The organism is Phaeodactylibacter luteus, assembly GCF_007993045.1.
GTDB classification, from domain to species: Bacteria; Bacteroidota; Bacteroidia; order Chitinophagales; family Saprospiraceae; genus Phaeodactylibacter; species Phaeodactylibacter luteus.
The window spans coordinates 89,589-105,935 of the sequence record NZ_VOOR01000010.1 but is presented as its reverse complement, the minus strand read 5'-3'; the positions used below and the strand labels follow the sequence as shown (position 1 = coordinate 105,935).

Annotated in this window: 13 protein-coding genes; 5 read left to right on the top strand and 8 right to left on the bottom strand. The window is 55.0% G+C overall.

Features of this window, described 5'->3' with window-relative positions:
• The first annotated feature begins 236 nt into the window (after positions 1-236).
• Positions 237-926: a cell division ATP-binding protein FtsE gene (locus tag FRY97_RS06845; RefSeq protein ID WP_147166703.1), complete on the top strand. Its 690-nt coding sequence runs from the start codon at positions 237-239 to the stop codon at positions 924-926.
• Between the two features lie 23 nt (positions 927-949).
• Here FRY97_RS06845 and FRY97_RS06840 read toward each other — a convergent pair whose 3' ends face one another.
• From FRY97_RS06840 to FRY97_RS06810, 7 genes are all read right to left on the bottom strand, one after another.
• A complete protein-coding gene (locus tag FRY97_RS06840) occupies positions 950-2,434 on the bottom strand; it encodes a cryptochrome/deoxyribodipyrimidine photo-lyase family protein (RefSeq protein WP_147166702.1) in 1,485 nt (494 codons plus the stop codon).
• A gap of 773 nt (positions 2,435-3,207) precedes the next feature.
• Positions 3,208-6,081 carry a WD40/YVTN/BNR-like repeat-containing protein gene (locus FRY97_RS06835; RefSeq protein WP_147166701.1) on the bottom strand — a complete coding sequence of 958 codons (2,874 nt, stop codon included), beginning with the start codon at positions 6,079-6,081 and terminating at the stop codon, positions 3,208-3,210.
• Between the two features lie 372 nt (positions 6,082-6,453).
• Entirely contained in the window at positions 6,454-6,978 is a 525-nt protein-coding gene (locus FRY97_RS06830) for a DUF4252 domain-containing protein (protein ID WP_147166700.1), read from the bottom strand.
• 90 nt (positions 6,979-7,068) lie between these two features.
• Positions 7,069-7,629 (bottom strand): DUF4252 domain-containing protein, encoded by a 561-nt coding sequence (locus FRY97_RS06825; protein ID WP_170254535.1) that lies wholly within the window; start codon positions 7,627-7,629, stop codon positions 7,069-7,071.
• Between the two features lie 287 nt (positions 7,630-7,916).
• Positions 7,917-8,468: a DUF4252 domain-containing protein gene (locus tag FRY97_RS06820; protein ID WP_147166698.1), complete on the bottom strand. Its 552-nt coding sequence runs from the start codon at positions 8,466-8,468 to the stop codon at positions 7,917-7,919.
• 61 nt (positions 8,469-8,529) lie between these two features.
• Complete coding sequence (locus FRY97_RS06815; RefSeq protein ID WP_147166697.1) at positions 8,530-9,042, bottom strand: TraB/GumN family protein; 513 nt, start codon at positions 9,040-9,042, stop codon at positions 8,530-8,532.
• Positions 9,027-9,533 (bottom strand): RNA polymerase sigma factor, encoded by a 507-nt coding sequence (locus tag FRY97_RS06810; RefSeq protein WP_147166696.1) that lies wholly within the window; start codon positions 9,531-9,533, stop codon positions 9,027-9,029. The genes FRY97_RS06815 and FRY97_RS06810 overlap by 16 nt, the downstream gene beginning before the upstream one ends.
• A gap of 793 nt (positions 9,534-10,326) precedes the next feature.
• Between FRY97_RS06810 and FRY97_RS06805 the strand changes: the two genes are divergently transcribed.
• The 3 genes from FRY97_RS06805 to FRY97_RS06795 are packed head-to-tail and all read left to right on the top strand — an operon-like array spanning position 10,327 to position 13,677.
• Complete coding sequence (locus FRY97_RS06805; RefSeq protein ID WP_147166695.1) at positions 10,327-11,982, top strand: LptF/LptG family permease; 1,656 nt, start codon at positions 10,327-10,329, stop codon at positions 11,980-11,982.
• A gap of 28 nt (positions 11,983-12,010) precedes the next feature.
• Positions 12,011-12,661, top strand: coding sequence for a phosphatase PAP2 family protein (locus FRY97_RS06800; protein WP_170254534.1), 651 nt, complete (start codon positions 12,011-12,013; stop codon positions 12,659-12,661).
• A gap of 32 nt (positions 12,662-12,693) precedes the next feature.
• A complete protein-coding gene (locus tag FRY97_RS06795) occupies positions 12,694-13,677 on the top strand; it encodes a GNAT family N-acetyltransferase (RefSeq protein ID WP_147166693.1) in 984 nt (327 codons plus the stop codon).
• 71 nt (positions 13,678-13,748) lie between these two features.
• Here the strand turns inward: FRY97_RS06795 and FRY97_RS06790 are convergent, their stop codons facing one another.
• Positions 13,749-15,290 (bottom strand): alanine/glycine:cation symporter family protein, encoded by a 1,542-nt coding sequence (locus FRY97_RS06790; protein ID WP_147166692.1) that lies wholly within the window; start codon positions 15,288-15,290, stop codon positions 13,749-13,751.
• A gap of 359 nt (positions 15,291-15,649) precedes the next feature.
• Between FRY97_RS06790 and FRY97_RS06785 the strand changes: the two genes are divergently transcribed.
• Positions 15,650-16,228 (top strand): RNA polymerase sigma-70 factor, encoded by a 579-nt coding sequence (locus tag FRY97_RS06785; RefSeq protein WP_147166691.1) that lies wholly within the window; start codon positions 15,650-15,652, stop codon positions 16,226-16,228.
• Positions 16,229-16,347: the final 119 nt, after the last annotated feature.

Sequence of the window (16,347 nt, the reverse complement as noted above, 5' to 3'; positions counted from 1 at the left end):
GCGCTCTAACCTGAATACAAATTTAGAAAACCTTTGTTCCAAAGCCTTTGCGGGCGCGGGTCAAAAAGCTGTCATTTTGGCCCGCGCCGCTGCAAGGTGCCGCAAAGGTAAACCATTATAGCCAAGGTACCGCTGATTTTCGTCATAAACCAGCGGCTGGCTAAACCCTGGGGATTACTGCTGAAAGCTCCCCGAGCTTCCCTATCTTTGGGCGGTTGCCAACAGCTTATCGAGATATGAATGACCGCACTATCGTCCATTTGCAAGGGATTAACATTGAGCAGGCCGGCCAACGGGTCCTTTCGGAAGTCAACCTGAATATTACCAAAGGGGAGTTTGTGTACCTGATCGGCAAAACTGGCAGCGGAAAGTCCAGCTTGCTCAAAACCCTCTATGGGGCTTTGCCCCCAGCCGGCGGGCAAGGGCAAGTGGCGGGCTTTGAGCTGCAGGCGCTCAACCGGAGAACCATACCTGGGCTGCGCCGGAGGCTGGGCGTTGTCTTTCAGGATTTCAACCTCCTCTCTGACCGCACGGTAGAGGGCAACCTCCGTTTCGTGCTCGAAGCTACAGATTGGAAAAAAGAGCAAGAAATGCAGGAGCGGATGGCCGAGGTGCTCAGCGAGGTCGGGCTCAGCGGCTCTGCTGGCAAGCGGCCGCATCAGCTTTCTGGAGGGGAACAGCAGCGTGTGGTCATTGCCCGGGCCTTGCTCAACCGGCCGGAGATCATCATCGCTGACGAGCCCACAGGCAACCTCGATCCGGAAACTTCAGATGATATTCTGCTGCTGCTGCGCCGCCTGGCCGATGAACAGGATACAGCCGTGCTCTTTGCAACCCATGATTACCGCATCCTGGAGCATTTCCCGGCCCGCATCGTGCGCTGTATCAATGGCCGCCTTATCGACGATGAAGGGGTGAGCTTATAGGGCTTGCCCAGTTCAAATTAGCGCTATCTTTCCCGCCTTTCCCCCGGGTTGACATGCCGGCTCATGATCTTCTGCCCTTCTGCTTTGGCTTCCTGGCTTTTGCGTACAGCCCAGAGCGTATCCGTAGCCGCTCTCATCTGCTTTTTGAGGTCAACTATGGGATAGGGGTAGTCCACACCGAGCTCGAAGCCGAGGAACTGCCGCTCTAGCGGCGGGATCTCCCAAGGCGCATGTATGTGGTGGTCGGGCAGCGCTTTCAGCTCGGGCACCCATTGGCGGATGAAATCCCCGTGGGGGTCGTGTTTGCGGGAGTTGAAGACGGGGTTGTAAACCCTTACCGTATGTATGCCCGTGACACTAGCCTGCATTTGGAATTGTGGGTAATGAATGCCCGGCTCAAAGTCAAGGAATTGCCGGGCGAGGTGGTGAACGCCGGCTTGCCAAGGCTGCCAGAAGGTATGCGTGAGCAGGGAAACCAGCATGGCCCGCATCCGGAAATTGATGTACCCGGTGGCATTCACACAGCGCATAGCTGCATCGGCTAGTGGGATGCCGGTCTGCCCGTCCTGCCAAGCTTTGACGAGGCGTCCGTCTACCTTCGTGCGCAGATGGTCATAGGCCGGGTTGAAGTTTTCGAATTCGATCCGGCATTCGCTTTCAAATTTTTGTATAAAATGGTCGCGCCACCTCAGCCTGGAAAGGAAATTGTTGAGGTCCCTTTTGTCTCGGGCTGCTGCCTTTTGCTGTAGGGTATATTGATAAGCCTGCTGCAAGCTGATGTTGCCCCATGCCAGGTAGGGCGAGATCCGGCTGCAGCTCCTCCGGCTGGCCTGCGGCTTAGAGATCAGGCGGGAATAACCTTGTATCCGGCCGCCGGGCAGGAAGCTGCGCAGGTATTTCCAGGCCATCCGTTCCCCACCGGGCTGCATGTCTGGGCTTGGCCTTTGCCAGCTTGCTGGCAAGGGCGTTTGCAGGAGCGCAGCCCTTACCTCTTGCCCTGGCTCGAAGAGGGGGAGCGCATCGGTAGCGTATGCCGGCAAAGGGGCACTCATTTTCTGGTACCATTGATCTAGCCAGCCGTCGCGGTTGGGCCTGCCGCGGGCAACCCCCGAGAAGGTAGCTTCTTCCCAGTCTATACCTTGCCCTTTGAACCACTTTTTCAGGTAAAGGTCGCGCTGGAAGGTAAGGTTGAGCCCGACTTCTTCGTGCGACCAGACTTTCCTGATCTGGAAGTGTGCCTGCAGGCGAGCAAAGACAGTCTGGGCTTCAGCGTAAGCTACGCAGACCGGCACGGCAAGGCGGGCAGACAGGTCTTCCAGCGATTCCCATACAAAGCGCCAGTGCCGATCGCTATAAGCCGGGTGCTGTACTAGGGAGGGCTCAAAGATGTAAAGCAGCAGGGTAGGGCGCCCATCCGTTGCTGCACTTTGGAGCACAGGGTTGGCATGTAGGCGCAGGTCGCGCTTGAACCAGACGATGTTGATTGCTTGGTGGCTGCTGGTGTTCATGCTCCTAGTAGTCTGTGCCTGAAGTAGCCCTGCTTTTTGCCGGGCTGGGGCGCTAGATGGTTTTTCCGCTTTAATGGGCGATCGGGGTTTTGCAGTAGCCAAATCAGAGGGCTAGCGGGCATCGGGCGGAGTGGGCCGGGCTACCGGCTCCAGCCCCTTCGGCTGGGCGGGCAGCAGGGCTGCCACAGCACAGGCCAGATGACCTGCCCTCAATACAAAATTTGCGGCTAAGTTGTTGCAAGTTTTTTTGAAGGGCGATCCGCTCAGGTGCCCTTGCGCTGGGCTGGCCCTTTGCGCTCCGATGGGAGAGGGGCGTAGACCAAAATGCCGCTTGCGTTTATGCTTTTCGGGCTCTAGTGCCTCAAGCCATAAATCCTTGCCACCCCAAGTTTCGTTATTTTCCGCCTACTCTTCGTTAAAGAACCGCTCCTTTAGCTCGGGCTAAAGTCGCGAACCTTCGCCTGGATTAGCCGGAAAATAACTTCAACTTAAGTATCAGAGATTTATGCCTTAAGGCACTAGCCTGGCATTGGCCTAGCGCTGCGCAGGGGGGGCGAAGGCCAGACCCGACGCCTGTAGGGCGAGGGGCCGAGCGGACAGCGAGCCCCGGAGCATAGCGGCACCTGCCGGCTGGCAGGGGCAGGCCCCAAAAATGGCAATCGGGTTTGCGCTCCAAGATGATGCCCACTTTGAGGTATGTATTCGGTTTGGCTATGCACAAGCGCCCCGGCAGTTCTGCAACTGACGGGGCGCCGTGTTTGTGCAAGGCTGGCTTATTCTACGCTGAGCCGGGCCTCAGCGGTTTCTCCGCTTATAGCAATGGTAACGGTATAATCGCCTTTGTAAAGATAGGCAGCGCCGTCGTCAGCAAGTGCTACCTTGATGGGCTTTTCCTCTTTGTTAATGTCCTTATTTAGGAAAGTATTGTACTCATCCAGAATTTTCTCACTGATTTTTAAATCATACGGAAGGTAGTTCAATCCTTTATCGACAGCTACCTCAAACCTGGATAGCTCAAGCCCCTCGCCAGCCGAGATGGCGATGGTTGCTGTGCCGTTGGTGCTGCAGTAGATAGGGAAGTGCACTTCCGGTGCAGGCCGTTCCCAAATTGAGGTGCTGCCCCAAGAAGAGCGGTAACGGATTTTTTCGGGGCTGAAGGCGTGCAAAGGCTTCTCCATCAGTTCGGGCGTCAGCTGTTGCAGCTCCTTGACGCTGCCGATGTAGATGGACCTGCCGTGCGTGCCCACGATCAGGTCGTGGTCGCGCGGGTGGGCTACCACATCGTGTACAGCTACTGCAGGAATGCCGTTGTTGAGGAGCATGAAATTCTGGCCGCGGTCGAGAGAGACGTACAGCCCGTGGTCGGTGCCAACGTACAACAAGTTGGGGTTGACAGGGTCTTCTTTGATGACATTGACGGGCTCGAGGGGCAGGCCCTGCCCGATAGGTGCCCAAGTCGTGCCATAGTCTTCCGAGACATAGAGGTAAGGCGTGAAGTCGTCCCAGCGGTAGCCGTTCAGCGAGAGATAGACCCTGGAGGTTTCATGTGCGGAGGCCTGTACGCGCGTCGCCCAAAGGTTTTGTGGCAGCCCTTCTGAGATATTCGCCCAGGAATAGCCCCCGTCCTTGCTGACGTGCACGAGCCCGTCGTCCGAGCCAGCATAGAGCAGCCCAAATTTCAGTGGGGACTCGTGCAGGGTACTGAGCGTGCCGTAGGGCACATCCCCTTTGCGGCCCCCTTTGGTAAGGTCGCCAGAAATTTCTTCGAAGTTATCGCCTTGGTCCATAGAGCGCAGCACTTTATTGGCGCCCATATAGAGGATGTCCTGATTGTGTGAAGAAAGGTGCACAGGCGTCTGCCAGTTCCAGCGGTAGGGGCGTTCGCCCAGCTCTGGCTTTGGGGTGATGTAGGACCGCTTTCCAGTTTGGGTATTGATGCGGAAGTAGTTGCCGAACTGGTAGCCGGTGTACACAATATCATTGGAGCGGGTATCTACGGCAACCTGCATGCCATCGCCCCCCATAATGCTCTTATAGGGATATTGGCCGCTTTGGTGCCACCCATCGCTGTGCTCGTAATCGGAGGGGCCCATCCATACGCCATTATCCTGCAAGCCCCCATAAATGCGGTAGGGCTTCTCCATATCTACTGCAACAGCGTAAAACTGCCCCAGGGCAGGGCTGTTGCACTTGGCCCAGTGGCTGCCATCGTCATAGCTGATGTTGATGCCCCCGTCATTGCCAAGTATAAGGTGCCCGTCGCGTTTGGGGTTGATCCAAAGGGCATGGTGGTCTGCATGTACGTTGTCCTGCATGATATTTTCCCAGGTCTTGCCGCCATCTTCTGACTTCAGGACGGGCACGCCCATGACGAAAAGCTTTTCCGGGTTGCCGGGCGCAGCCCGGACCTGGCCAAAGTAATAGCCGTAGGAATTGTAAACGGCATCGAGGTAGCCATCGTGGGTTTTGGACCAACTTCTTCCCCCGTCGTCAGAGCGGTATACTTCCAGCCCGACCACAGGGGTGTCGAACAGGAGGCTATTGGCGTCTTCGGTATAAGTGACGAGGGCTTCTGGTGTGATTTTGCCACTTTTGACTTGTTCAAGCACCGATTTGGCATCGTACTTCCGTGGGAAGCCATTGCTGCGCAGGTAGTCTTCGATTTGGTAGAGGGGCAGTTGGGCGAAGTCTTCTGCCGACATCGTGCGCAGCACCTCTTTTTCCAGTTGGTCTGCATCGGGCTCCTCCTTCGGGCGGCGGTTGTAGTTGTCCAAAGCAGCAAAGAGGATGGTTTTCCCATCTTTGGCGACTGCGTCCAGGCCAATGCGGCCAGTGCCTTCCCCGGCAGGGAAGCCGCTCCCTTCATTTGTCAGGCGGTTCCAGGTCTCGCCCCCGTCCGTGCTTTTATAAATGGCAGAGGCAGCGCCAGATTCGATGAAGTCCCAAGCCCTTCGCTCGCGGTGCCAGGTGGCGGCATAAAGGGTATTGGCATCGAGGGGATCCATGAGCAGATCTACTGCTCCGGCCTCGGGGGAGGCGTAGAGTGTTTTTCGCCAGCTCTTGCCCCCGTCGGTGGTTTTGTATACCCCCCGCTCAGGGTTGGAAGAGTAGAGGTGCCCCAATGCAGCGGCCCATGCCGTGTTGGGGTCATCGGGGTGGAGCAGGATGCGGCCAATGTGGTGCGTTTCAGGCAGGCCGGCATGGCTCCAGGTTTGGCCCCCGTCCGTGCTTTTGTAAACCCCGGCACCGGCGTAGGAGGAACGGCTGGAATTGACTTCGCCTGTTCCTACCCAGATGGTCTGTGTGGGCCAGTGCACGGCAATGTCGCCTACTGTCATTACGGCCTCCTGATCGAATATAGGAGTAAAGGACAGGCCATTGTTTTCCGTTTTCCAAACGCCTCCTGAGGCATAGCCGACAAAAAAGTGAGTAGGGTCTTCTTCCCAGACATCAATGTCCGATACCCTCCCGCTCATCACGGTGGGGCCGGCATTCCGGAAAGGGATGGCATTCACAAAAGAAGCTGAAGCTAGTGCTTGGCGCTGTGCAAAACTGCCCAGCCGGTCTTGGGCCTTGGTGGCAGCCGGTGGCGTTTGTGCAAACAGGGTGCTCAGTGGGAGCAGCAAGAGCCAGGTAAGTAACCGCATAGTTTTTTCTTTTAAAAGTAAGAAAATTGGCGGTACCCGGGGTGTGCTCCCCCAACTGATTATTGCTGTGCTGCCCGGGGCTTTTACCGGGCGGCGGTTGGGCGCAAACCAGAGTGTCGTTTTTTGAAGGGGCCTGCTCCTGCCCGCGGGCAGGAGCCGCTATGCTACGGGGCTCGCTGTCCGCTCGGCCCCTCGCCCTACAGGCGTCGGGTCTGGCCTTCGGCCACCCCTGCGCAGCGCTAGGCCAATGCTAGGCTGTAAAGCGCGAAACGCTTAGGTGCCTGCGACAATTGGGTTTAGCCCCAAGTGGTTGGATACTTTATAAACCTGCGCCTGCCAAGCTGTATTTTGGTTTGGCAGGCGCAGGTGGGCTTAAGCTCTAGGCGTACTGTTTTTGCTTTCCGGCAATTTTCGGAAATGCTCCATCCCCTCAATATCCAGATCGAGGTCATTGAGGTCGGAAAAATCGAGGCTGCCTTCCAAGCTGAGCATGACGAAATTGTCTTTTCCGTGGAGTAGGAGCATAACGTGCGTAATGCGCTTTTGGTCTTCCCGGATAAAGAAGCTGATGTCATCCCCTTCGTCCCGGGCACTGAAGAGCTCCTCAAAAGAAGTCCGTTTCAGGTCTCTGACGAGCTGCCGGTATTCAGCGGCAGGCACAAGGTTGCCTTCGCTCATGGCCAGTACGCGGAGGTGAGTGATTTTTTGAACCACCTTCCGAGTGTTCTCGTTTTCTGCCTTTTCGGCAACAAGCTTGAGGAGCCACCCTTGCACGTCCACTTCAGTGGCTTCGTCCAATTGGTTGTAGCGCTCGTAAAATTCAGAGATGAACTGCTCTTGAGCAGGCAGGAAAGTGGCTGTGCTGCACAAGGCAGCGATCCAAATGAGGGTTCGCATGGCAATAAAAGGTTTAGGAGGGCCGGGAGCGAAAAAAGGCGGCAGCTGAAATACCGGCCCAATTGCATTTCAGCTGCCGGTGGGCAGGGCTCAGGCCCTGGGGCGGTTATCGGCAGGAGGCTCGTCGGCAGGTGTTTCTTCCTGCTCTTCCGCTTTGTCCCTGTTGAGAAAGAAGTTGATCAGGTCGCTGATCTCATCATATTTGATGCGGCTTTTGAGGTCGATGAAAACAAAGCCATCTTCATCGCTGACCAAGAGCAGCAGGTTCCTGATTTTGTTCCGGCGGTCCCGGGCCAGGATGTTGACGGTGCTGCTCCCGTCTTTGACTTGCAGGAGGTCTTCGTACCCGTTCTGCTTGATGTTGCCCATGAATTGATTGATCTGTTCGGTAGGGATGGGGCGGGCGCCTTCGGAAGCCATCAGCCGCAGCTTGCCGACTTTTCGTGCGATGCGGAGGGCCGCTTTGGTCTCCTCGTTCTTGGTGGAGTTGTAGACGATCCCTCCGGTGAGCCATACGGCCCACCCCGGCAGTTGGAAGTTGGTCACCCCCGGCCTTTTTTTGTGGGCCTGGTAAAATTGGGCAGTTGTTTTTGGGGAGCTGCAGGAAGCGAGCAGCAACAGGGCAGAACAGAACAGGAGTGTGGGTTTCATAAGCATACTGATCGAGTGGGTGATGTGGATAATGGCCGGCACAGGGGGCAGCGTTTTAGGTATTCCCAAGCAAAGCCCGGGCCCTGTGCCGGCTGCAAACAGTCGGGTGATCGGGCTAGTGCCTCAAGCCATAGATCCTTGCCACCCCAAGTTTCGTTCTTTTCCGCCTACTCTTCGTTAAAGAACCGCTCCTTTAGCTCGGGCTAAAGTCGCGAACCTTCGCCTTGATTAGCCGGAAAATAACTTCAACTTAAGTATCAGAGATTTATGCCTTAAGGCACTAGAGGCTATTGCTTGTTCTGCTGCTCGCCGGGGGCTTCCTTATCGTCATCAAATTCATTGATAAGGGTAGAGATTTTGTTCATGTCAATATTGCCGACAAAGCTCATGAGCACGAATTGTTCGCCACCGCCCACCATGAGCAGGAGCTCTTCAATGAGGTCTTCCCCATTGTCTTTTACAAGGAATTCCACGTTTTCTTCATCCTTATTACGGACAGTCATCAGGATTTCGTACTCTCGGGTATCGATTTTTTGTTTGGCTTCCTTATAAAATTGGTTTGGAGTTTCCTCGGTAACGAGAATGCGGATGCCCTTCAGGTCGCTGGCGAGCTCCATGATGGCCTTGGTCTCGGCATCGTCCATTTCCATAGATTCTATATCGAGCTTTCCGAACATGCTCATGAGCTTGGAGCTGACGTAGACCACGGTGAACCGCTCGTCTTCGAGGTACTGCTGGAAGTATTTGTCAATGGCACTAGTCGTTGATTGTGCTTGTGCAGAAAGGATGCCGAAGAAGCCCAGCATCAAGGCAGTCAATATCCACTTTGAAGATTTCATGTTGAAGGTTTTGTGATAAACAATCGGATGGAGCGGCCCGCAGGCCTATGAATGGGGTGAATTAATACCGCATGAATTTTTTGATCTGCCCCAGGTTCTCGTCAAAGCCTTGAGCTGCCACAGAGGTGCCTTCATTGAGCTTGGAAGAGACGGTGCGCAGGGCAGAACGGGTTACCCGGAAGGCTTCTTCAGGTGTTTTTACTTCGTACTTTGACCAATCTACCACCGCGACTTCTTGAGCGGGGGCAGCAGGCTGATAAAGCCAGAAGGCGCCCAGGGCAAGGGCGAAAGCTGCAGCAGCCCGCAATGCCCAAGAGCGGTAGGGCAGCTGCCGGGTTTTGGCTGCTGCTGCATGGCGGCCGAGCTTGGCCAGCAGCTGCTCGTCAAAATCACTGGAGAGTGCCGGTTCGGCCTGTTGTTGTTCGCCCAGATAGCGGAACAAGGGGCGGTAAGCTTGCAGCTGCTCGGGCCAAGGGCCGTGGAGTGCCGCCTGGCGCAGGCGGTTTTCCTCTTCAAGGTCAGTTAGCCCCTCGAAGTACTTATCGAGCAGCGGCCCTATCATTTGATGGTCCATAAGGCAGTCAGTTTTTGTCGTAGGCTCTTCCGGGCCCTAAAAATATTTGTTTTCACTTGTGGCATCGGCATTTGCAGCTGATCGGCAATTTCTTGGTAGGTCATGCCTTCGATATCCCTGAGCTGCATGGCTTGCCTTTGGTTTTCTGGCAGGTCCTGCATTAGGCGGCTGACCTGCTCCATGTCGTCTGCGAGCTCGGCTTGCTGCCCGGGGTGGTGCTGCGGTGTGCTCAAGCTGTAAGCGCTTTCCAAGCTTTCTGCGTGATTGAACCGTAGGCGCCGCTTATCGATGGCCCGGTTTTTGACCATTTGGGTACACCAGGCTTCTATGCTTTTGATGCCGCTGAGCGAACTGCGCTGTTCCCAAACTTTGATGAAGGCTTCCTGTACTACATCTTCAGCTTCCTGCGGGTTGTTGGTGATCCGCAAGGCGACCCGGTACAGCTTGTGCTTCATGGGCAGGATGTCAGTTTTGAAAGTGTTCAGGTCCATTCGCTTTTTGTTCGCTGCATTTGGAAGGATGACGGATGTGGTTTTCCTAAAGTTACAGCCGGCAAGAAAAAAATAAAAAATAGTGTTTTTCTCATGGGCTCGCGCTATTGGCTTGCGGCGCTAATGCACACCTTTTAGGGGCTATGGCTTCAGCGCAGCCAATGCCGCTTTGCCCAGTCTGCCCGGGCGTAAGCCAAAATGCTGCTGGCGTTGATGCTTTTCGGGCTTCAGCTTGGCATCGGCCTAGCGCTGCGGAGGGGTTCAAGAGCTGTTCGGATTTTACCCTTCGGGCTGCTCTTGCCAACTTTTGTCCTGCTCTTCGTTGTTATTCGGTCACGTAGCTAGGCTATGTTCCCTCAAAACGCCTCGATCAGGGCAAAATTTGGCTGCGTTCGCTCCAAAAGCAAAATCTGAACAGCTCTAAGCCCGGTAGGGCCGAGCGGACAGCGAGCCCCGTAGCATAGCGGCACCTGCCATCAGGACCCCTCCTTGCGGCAGGGGCAGGCCCCTATCCTTGCGGAGGGGGCAAGCCCATCTTGCAAAGCAGGCTGGGCAGGCCCAAAGGGCAATCCGGTTGATGCCTTTATGTCAAGGAAAACCTAAACACCGGTCTTATTTGGGCGATGCTTGGCGCAGCCCTTATCTTTGCGCTCAGATTAAACTTGCCGTTGGGCTGGGGCGTATAGTAAAAGGCGTTTACCTTTGCCCATCAGCTGCCTGGGGCTGGAACCGCTGCTCAAGCGGGGTGTGCCCTGGCTTTTAGGCGAAAGCCGTAAAACCTGTATGATAGCCTATGAAGACCATTGACCGGTTGTTGGTCACCAGTTTTGTCCCTCCGTTTATCGTCACCTTTATGATTGCCATGTTCGTGCTGGTCATGCAGGTGCTGTGGCTGTATATCGATGATATTGCGGGCAAAGGGCTGGGCTTTTTCCTCATCATGGAGCTGCTGACGTACAAAAGCCTTTCTCTGGTGCCTATGGCCTTGCCCTTGGCGGTGCTGATCTCTTCGGTCATGGTGATGGGCAATATGGCCGAGCGGTATGAGCTGTCCAGCCTCAAATCTGCTGGGGTCTCACTGGCCCGGGTGATGAGGCCGGTGATATTTTTTGGAGCGTTCACCGTTCTGTTGTCTTTCTTCTGCTCCAACAACCTCATCCCGGTAGCCAACCTGAAGTTTGGCAGCCGGATGTACGACATCCAAAAGCAAAAGCCTGCCCTTCGGCTCGAGGCGGGCATTTTTAATGATGACTTTGATGGGTATGCGATACACATCGGGAGCAAGAAAGGGGATGGCCGTTCAATAGAGGATGTGCTGATTTATGACCATTCTGAAGCGAACAAAGGGCGCTTGTCTCAGATACTGGCAGGGAGCGGGGAGATGTACGCAACGGCAGATGGGCGCTATTTTGTCATGAACCTCAGGGATGGGCATCAATACATGGAGGCTGACCCATCTGGCAGCAGTGACAGCCGCTCTTATCCATTTATACGGACTAATTTCGAGAGCTGGTCAAAAGTGTTCGACCTCAGCGAGTTCAGCCTTAACCGGACCAATGAAGACTTGTTCAAGTCGAACCGGAGCATGATGACGAGTGGGCAGCTTGGGGAAGCCATAGATTCTTTTGCGATGAAAATAGACCGTCGTGCGGTGGGGATCTCCAATCAGTTCAGCAGTTATTTCACCTTTATGCCCTTGGACAGCACTTACCTGGCGGAGGAAGACGAGGAGATCCGCCTGGAAAAAGAGGCAGTGGAACGGGAATTGGAGGAAAAAAACAAGCAGGACACCGTGTCGCTCAATTTGAAAGCGGGGCAAGGAGAGCGCCCGGCTGACATACCCGAGCCGGAGAAAGGGGCGGTGCCGAATAAGCTTGCGCGGCCGAACCGGTTTGAGGGGCGGCCATTGCTGCAGGACGTTTCCAAGCCCCTGCCTGAATACGCGACTTTGCTGGAAACTTTTGCTGCTGGAGAGCGGCAGCGTTTGCTGAGCAAGTCCAAGTCGTTTGTCCGCAGCATACAAGCCCACGCTGAATCTGCGGTAAGGTCTATTGACCGCCTGAAGGAGAACCGGGTGAAGTACATTTATGAGCTGCACACCAAGTACAGTATGGCTGTAGTCTGCTTCATTTTTGTGTTTATCGGTGCTCCGATGGGGGCGATCGTCCGCAAGGGCGGGTTTGGGTACCCGATATTGATCTCCATTATTTTCTTCATGATTTTCATTGTACTGACCATCTTCTGCCGGAAGATAGCAGAGACTTTTGTGATCCCTGCTGCGCTGGCGGCATGGATACCCTGTCTGGTTTTGTTCCCTGTCGGCGTGCTGTTGACCCGCACGGCCATGAACGACAGCAAGCTGGTGGACCTGAGCTCCTACTTTGGCGCTATCCGGAAATGGGTTGGGCGGTTAAAAAAGGCAAAGACAGCGGATGAGGCAGCTGCATAAGCTATACTTGGAAAATGCTTGGTTTTTCATGGGGTACCTGTTGTTCCTGCTGATTGGTGGTGGGCTACTGGCGCTGATGGAGACGGGGGATATGGTCTTGTGGTTCAGTGCGAGGCGCAGTGAACCGGCCAATTTGCTGTTTACATTCGCCACTCAGCTTGGCGAGCCTATTGCTTTTATAGGTGTTCTGTTGCTGCTGTCGGGTATAGCGCTGCGGCCAGCTCTATATTTGCCCGTGTTGGGCTTTTGTGTTACGGTGGTGGCCTTTTTAGCCAAAAAAGCATTTCGCCACAGCCGCCCTTTGGCCTACTTTGAAGATGCAGGGCTCGCTGCTCAGCTGGTATTGGTGCCCGGGGTAGAAGTCCATTCAGGGGCTACGAGTTTCCCTAGCGGCCATACAATGGCTGGTTTCGCGCTTTTCGCTTTTTTGGCTTTCGCCCTGCCCTATAAGAAATGGGCTGGGCTGGCGTGTTTGGCTTTGGCGGCAGCTGTGGGCTTGTCCAGGGTCTATTTGGCACAGCACTTTTTCAAAGATGTCTATTTTGGCTCGTTTTTAGGGGTAGCCCTTTCTGCCAGCTGCTACCTGCTCATGCAGCGCCCGAAGAAGCAGTGGCTGGACCTCAACTTATGGCAGGCCTTGCGGTCTTTGCGCAAGGGGGAACTTCCCGGGGCAAGCTGAGGTTTTGAACTACAGCAACACCCCATTATGCCATGCCTTTTAATTTGCCCGAGCACCAGACCTCCCGCCTTACGCTGAAGCTGTTCAACCCTGGTATTTCCATCCCGCTATTTGCCGCCTATCCAAAGGAGGAGCTCTCTGCCTTATTGGGGTGCAGGAATGAGGAAGAATACGAAATGATGCGGGAGCGTTTTGCGGTCTTTGCCACCCACACCCGCAGGGTCAGTATGTGCAGCTGGCTGATTTATGAAAGGCAGGCCGGCGAGCTGATTGGCGATTGCTGCTACCACATCCACTTCCTGCGCCACCGGCGTGCCGAGATCGGCTACAACCTTTATCAGGAAAAGGATAGGGGCAAGGGCTATCTTAAGGAGCTCTTGCCTTATGTACTGAAGTACGGTATAGAAACACTAGAGCTGCAACGCATTGAAGCGCTGACGGCTACGGACAACTACCCCTCGATGTCCTTGCTCCGGCGTTTCGGCTTCCGCAGGGAAGGCTTGGCCCGGAAGCATTACCGGGTGGCGGGGGCCAATGAAGATTCCTTCCTTTTTTCGCTTATCCCAGAGCATTTTGAAGAGGAGCCTGTACTCAGCCCGGCAGAAAAACTGGTCCGTGGTTTTGAGCGGCAAACCTTGCCTGCTAGCCATTGGACACACGAAGCCCATCTCACCGTGGGCCTTTGGCACGTTTACCATTATGGGGCAGACCGGGCCCTTTGCCGGTTGCGGCCAGGCGTCATTCAGTTCAACAGTGGGGTGGGAGGGGCGAATGATGAAAAGGGGGGCTACCATGAGACCCTTACAGTGTTTTGGTGCCTGGCCCTCCAAGCGGTTATAGCCGGGGAGCCCGCAGCGGCTTTTGATGAGCTGTTGCCAAAGCTCCTTGGCAGCGAATTGGCTTCGGCTGCTTACCCCGAGCAATATTACAGCCGGAGCGTGCTGCGCTCCCTCAGCGCCCGGGCTAGGTATGTGGCCCCGGATAAAGCCCCCTTGCCAGCTGTTCTGCCCCTGTAAACCTCAACCGGCCGCCCCTCATGATTGTGGGCGGCCGGTTGGGGTATAAGAAGGTTGGAGCGGGCAATCCGCTATTTTGTCGCAGCGATTTCGCCCGACTTAATACGGCGCATATAATCCTTGTAAGCCCGCATAACGTTGGGGATAAGGATATAGAGCCCTAGGACATTCGGGAAGCACATGGCAAAAATCATAGCATCGCCGAAGTCAAATACGCTCTTTGCAGATATGGCAGAGCCGATGATGACAAATGCACAGAATACCGCCTTATAAATCAGCTCATTGGTTTTGCTTTCGCCAAAAAGGTAGGTCCAGGCTTTGAGGCCATAGTAAGACCAGCTGATCATGGTAGAGAGGGCAAAAAGGATAACCGCCATAGAAAGGACGGGCGGGAACCAGGCCATGACCGTTTCGAAAGCAGAAGAAGTGAGGGTGATGCCATCGAGGTCTCCGCCCTGAGCGTTGGCCAGGACATCCTCTGCACCTGCCCCACCATAGTTGGTGATGACAATGACCAAAGCCGTCATGGTACAAATGACCACGGTGTCAATAAAAGGCTCAAGCAAAGCAACGATGCCTTCTGAGATCGGCTCGTCGGTACGCACTGCAGAGTGGGCGATGGAAGCGGAGCCCACACCTGCTTCGTTGGAGAAAGCTGCCCGCCGGAAGCCTTGGATCAGTACGCCGATGATGCCGCCGTACATGGCGTCAGCAGAGAAGGCACCTTCCAGGATCAGGCCAAAAGCGCCGGGGATTTCCGAAGCGTTGGCCCCGAGCACCACCAATGCCCCCAAAACATAAACCCCTACCATGAAGGGCACGATTTTATCGGTCACCCGGGCAATAGACTTGATCCCGCCAATGATGATGACCGCCACAATTACAGCCATGACCGCCCCGAATATCCACGACTTATTGTAGAGGAAGCTTTCTGTGCCGCCGGTGACATCAATGAACTGCTGCGCGGCCTGATTGACCTGTACCATATTGCCCCCGCCGAAGGAGCCGCCGATACAAGCGATGGCGAACAGGACTGCCAGTACTTTGCCGATAGGCCCCCAAGCGCCCCCTTTTTCTTTGAAGCCTTTGTCCAGGTAGTACATCGGCCCCCCAGATACAGAGCCATCCGCGTTGTAATTGCGGTACATCACCCCCAGGGAGCACTCCACAAACTTGGAGGTCATGCCGAAAAGCCCCGCGATGATCATCCAGAAAGTCGCTCCGGGGCCGCCCAGGGAAACTGCAATGGCAACCCCTGCGATATTCCCAATACCGACCGTGCCCGAAAGGGCTGCTGTGAGCGCTTGGAAATGGGACACCTCGCCCGCGTCATTGGGGTCGTCATACTTGCCCCTTACCACGTTGATGGCATGCCCAAAAGCCCTGAAGTTGACAAAGCCAGTATAGAGGGTGAAGATGAGCGCCCCGGCAATGAGCCAGACCAGGACGAAAGGGATGGTGAACCCTGCAACCGTGATGGGGACGAAGACTACGCTCTCCACTGCCTCGGTGAGGGGCTCCATAACAGAGTTGATAGCTTCATCAATGCCCGACTGGGCCTGCAAAAATAGTGGGGTGATCAAACTGGCAATAGCTAAAAAGTATCTTTTCATAATGGTGAGTGATTGGCCGGGCCCGGGCCTGAGCGGTAAGGTTTGGTATCAGGCTTCCCGGTCATGTTGACTTTGAGGTTTGTTGTATGGTTATCGGATTCAAAACATGGGGTGGCACAAAAGAAGCGTTAAGGTATTTTTTTATTTTTATTTATTCAAAGGATGTGCCCCAATATTTGGAGGGGCAAATGATTCCCGTTGGGATGTTTGGGGTGAAATAAAAGGTAAATCCTATATTGTCTGCCCTAATTGTCAGGCCGGCGGGCAGCACTTGCCGGGATCAGGTAGGAACAAGGGGCGCAGCCGCCCTCTTTATTGGGTTTTATTTTGCAAATTGGCATTAAAACAAACCGTAAGCCTTGCAGCAGGGAACAGGCGATCAGGAATTACTCAGGCAGCTACAACGAGGGGAGGAAAGCGCCATAGAGGCGGTCTTCAGGCAGCATTACGCCTGGGTGTGCCGTTCTGTACTGCGGATCATTCCGGACGAAGGCATAGCTGAAGATATTGCCCAAGATGTTTTTTACGAGCTGTATCGGAAAAGGAGGGATTTGAATATACAATCTTCCCTAAAAGCTTACCTGCGCAGGGCTGCTGTGAACCGTGCCCTCAACCATCTGCGCGACCAGAAAATCCGCTTTGCGGAGGAAGATGCCGCTCCGGTACAGGAAAGCTATCTGGCGGGTGCACAGCAGCTCATCGAAGCCGAACAGCTGCAGTCGCGCATCGATCAGGCTATTGACGGGCTGCCCGCGCGTTGCCGGGTCATCTTTGTCCTCAGCCGCTTTGAAGAGCTGAGCTACAAGGAGATTGCCGAACACTTGGACATTTCGCCGAAAACGGTCGAGAACCAGATCGCCAAAGCGCTCCGGCTGCTCAGAGAAGCCTTGGCAGCATACCTGCCAGCCCTCCTGCTGCTGTTGAAGGCTGCGCAATAAGGCCGAAAAGCCATCTGGCTGACATTTACGGCATTTTGCAAGGCTACAGGGCATCCGGCATGGGGGGGAGTCCTTATAATTGGTGTCCTGATAAATGAGAATGAAAACAAGCCCATCTT

Excerpts from the sequence above, each read along its gene's own strand:
- FRY97_RS06820 (WP_147166698.1), bottom strand. The coding sequence starts at position 8,468 with ATGAAATCTTCAAAGTGGATATTGACTGCCTTGATGCTGGGCTTCTTC.
- FRY97_RS06805 (WP_147166695.1), top strand. The coding sequence starts at position 10,327 with ATGAAGACCATTGACCGGTTGTTGGTCACCAGTTTTGTCCCTCCGTTT.
- FRY97_RS06790 (WP_147166692.1), bottom strand. The coding sequence starts at position 15,290 with ATGAAAAGATACTTTTTAGCTATTGCCAGTTTGATCACCCCACTATTT.
- FRY97_RS06810 (WP_147166696.1), bottom strand. The coding sequence starts at position 9,533 with ATGGACCTGAACACTTTCAAAACTGACATCCTGCCCATGAAGCACAAG.
- FRY97_RS06825 (WP_170254535.1), bottom strand. The coding sequence starts at position 7,629 with ATGAAACCCACACTCCTGTTCTGTTCTGCCCTGTTGCTGCTCGCTTCC.
- FRY97_RS06815 (WP_147166697.1), bottom strand. The coding sequence starts at position 9,042 with ATGGACCATCAAATGATAGGGCCGCTGCTCGATAAGTACTTCGAGGGG.
- FRY97_RS06840 (WP_147166702.1), bottom strand. The coding sequence starts at position 2,434 with ATGAACACCAGCAGCCACCAAGCAATCAACATCGTCTGGTTCAAGCGC.
- FRY97_RS06830 (WP_147166700.1), bottom strand. The coding sequence starts at position 6,978 with ATGCGAACCCTCATTTGGATCGCTGCCTTGTGCAGCACAGCCACTTTC.
- FRY97_RS06800 (WP_170254534.1), top strand. The coding sequence starts at position 12,011 with ATGGGGTACCTGTTGTTCCTGCTGATTGGTGGTGGGCTACTGGCGCTG.
- FRY97_RS06845 (WP_147166703.1), top strand. The coding sequence starts at position 237 with ATGAATGACCGCACTATCGTCCATTTGCAAGGGATTAACATTGAGCAG.
- FRY97_RS06835 (WP_147166701.1), bottom strand. The coding sequence starts at position 6,081 with ATGCGGTTACTTACCTGGCTCTTGCTGCTCCCACTGAGCACCCTGTTT.
- FRY97_RS06795 (WP_147166693.1), top strand. The coding sequence starts at position 12,694 with ATGCCTTTTAATTTGCCCGAGCACCAGACCTCCCGCCTTACGCTGAAG.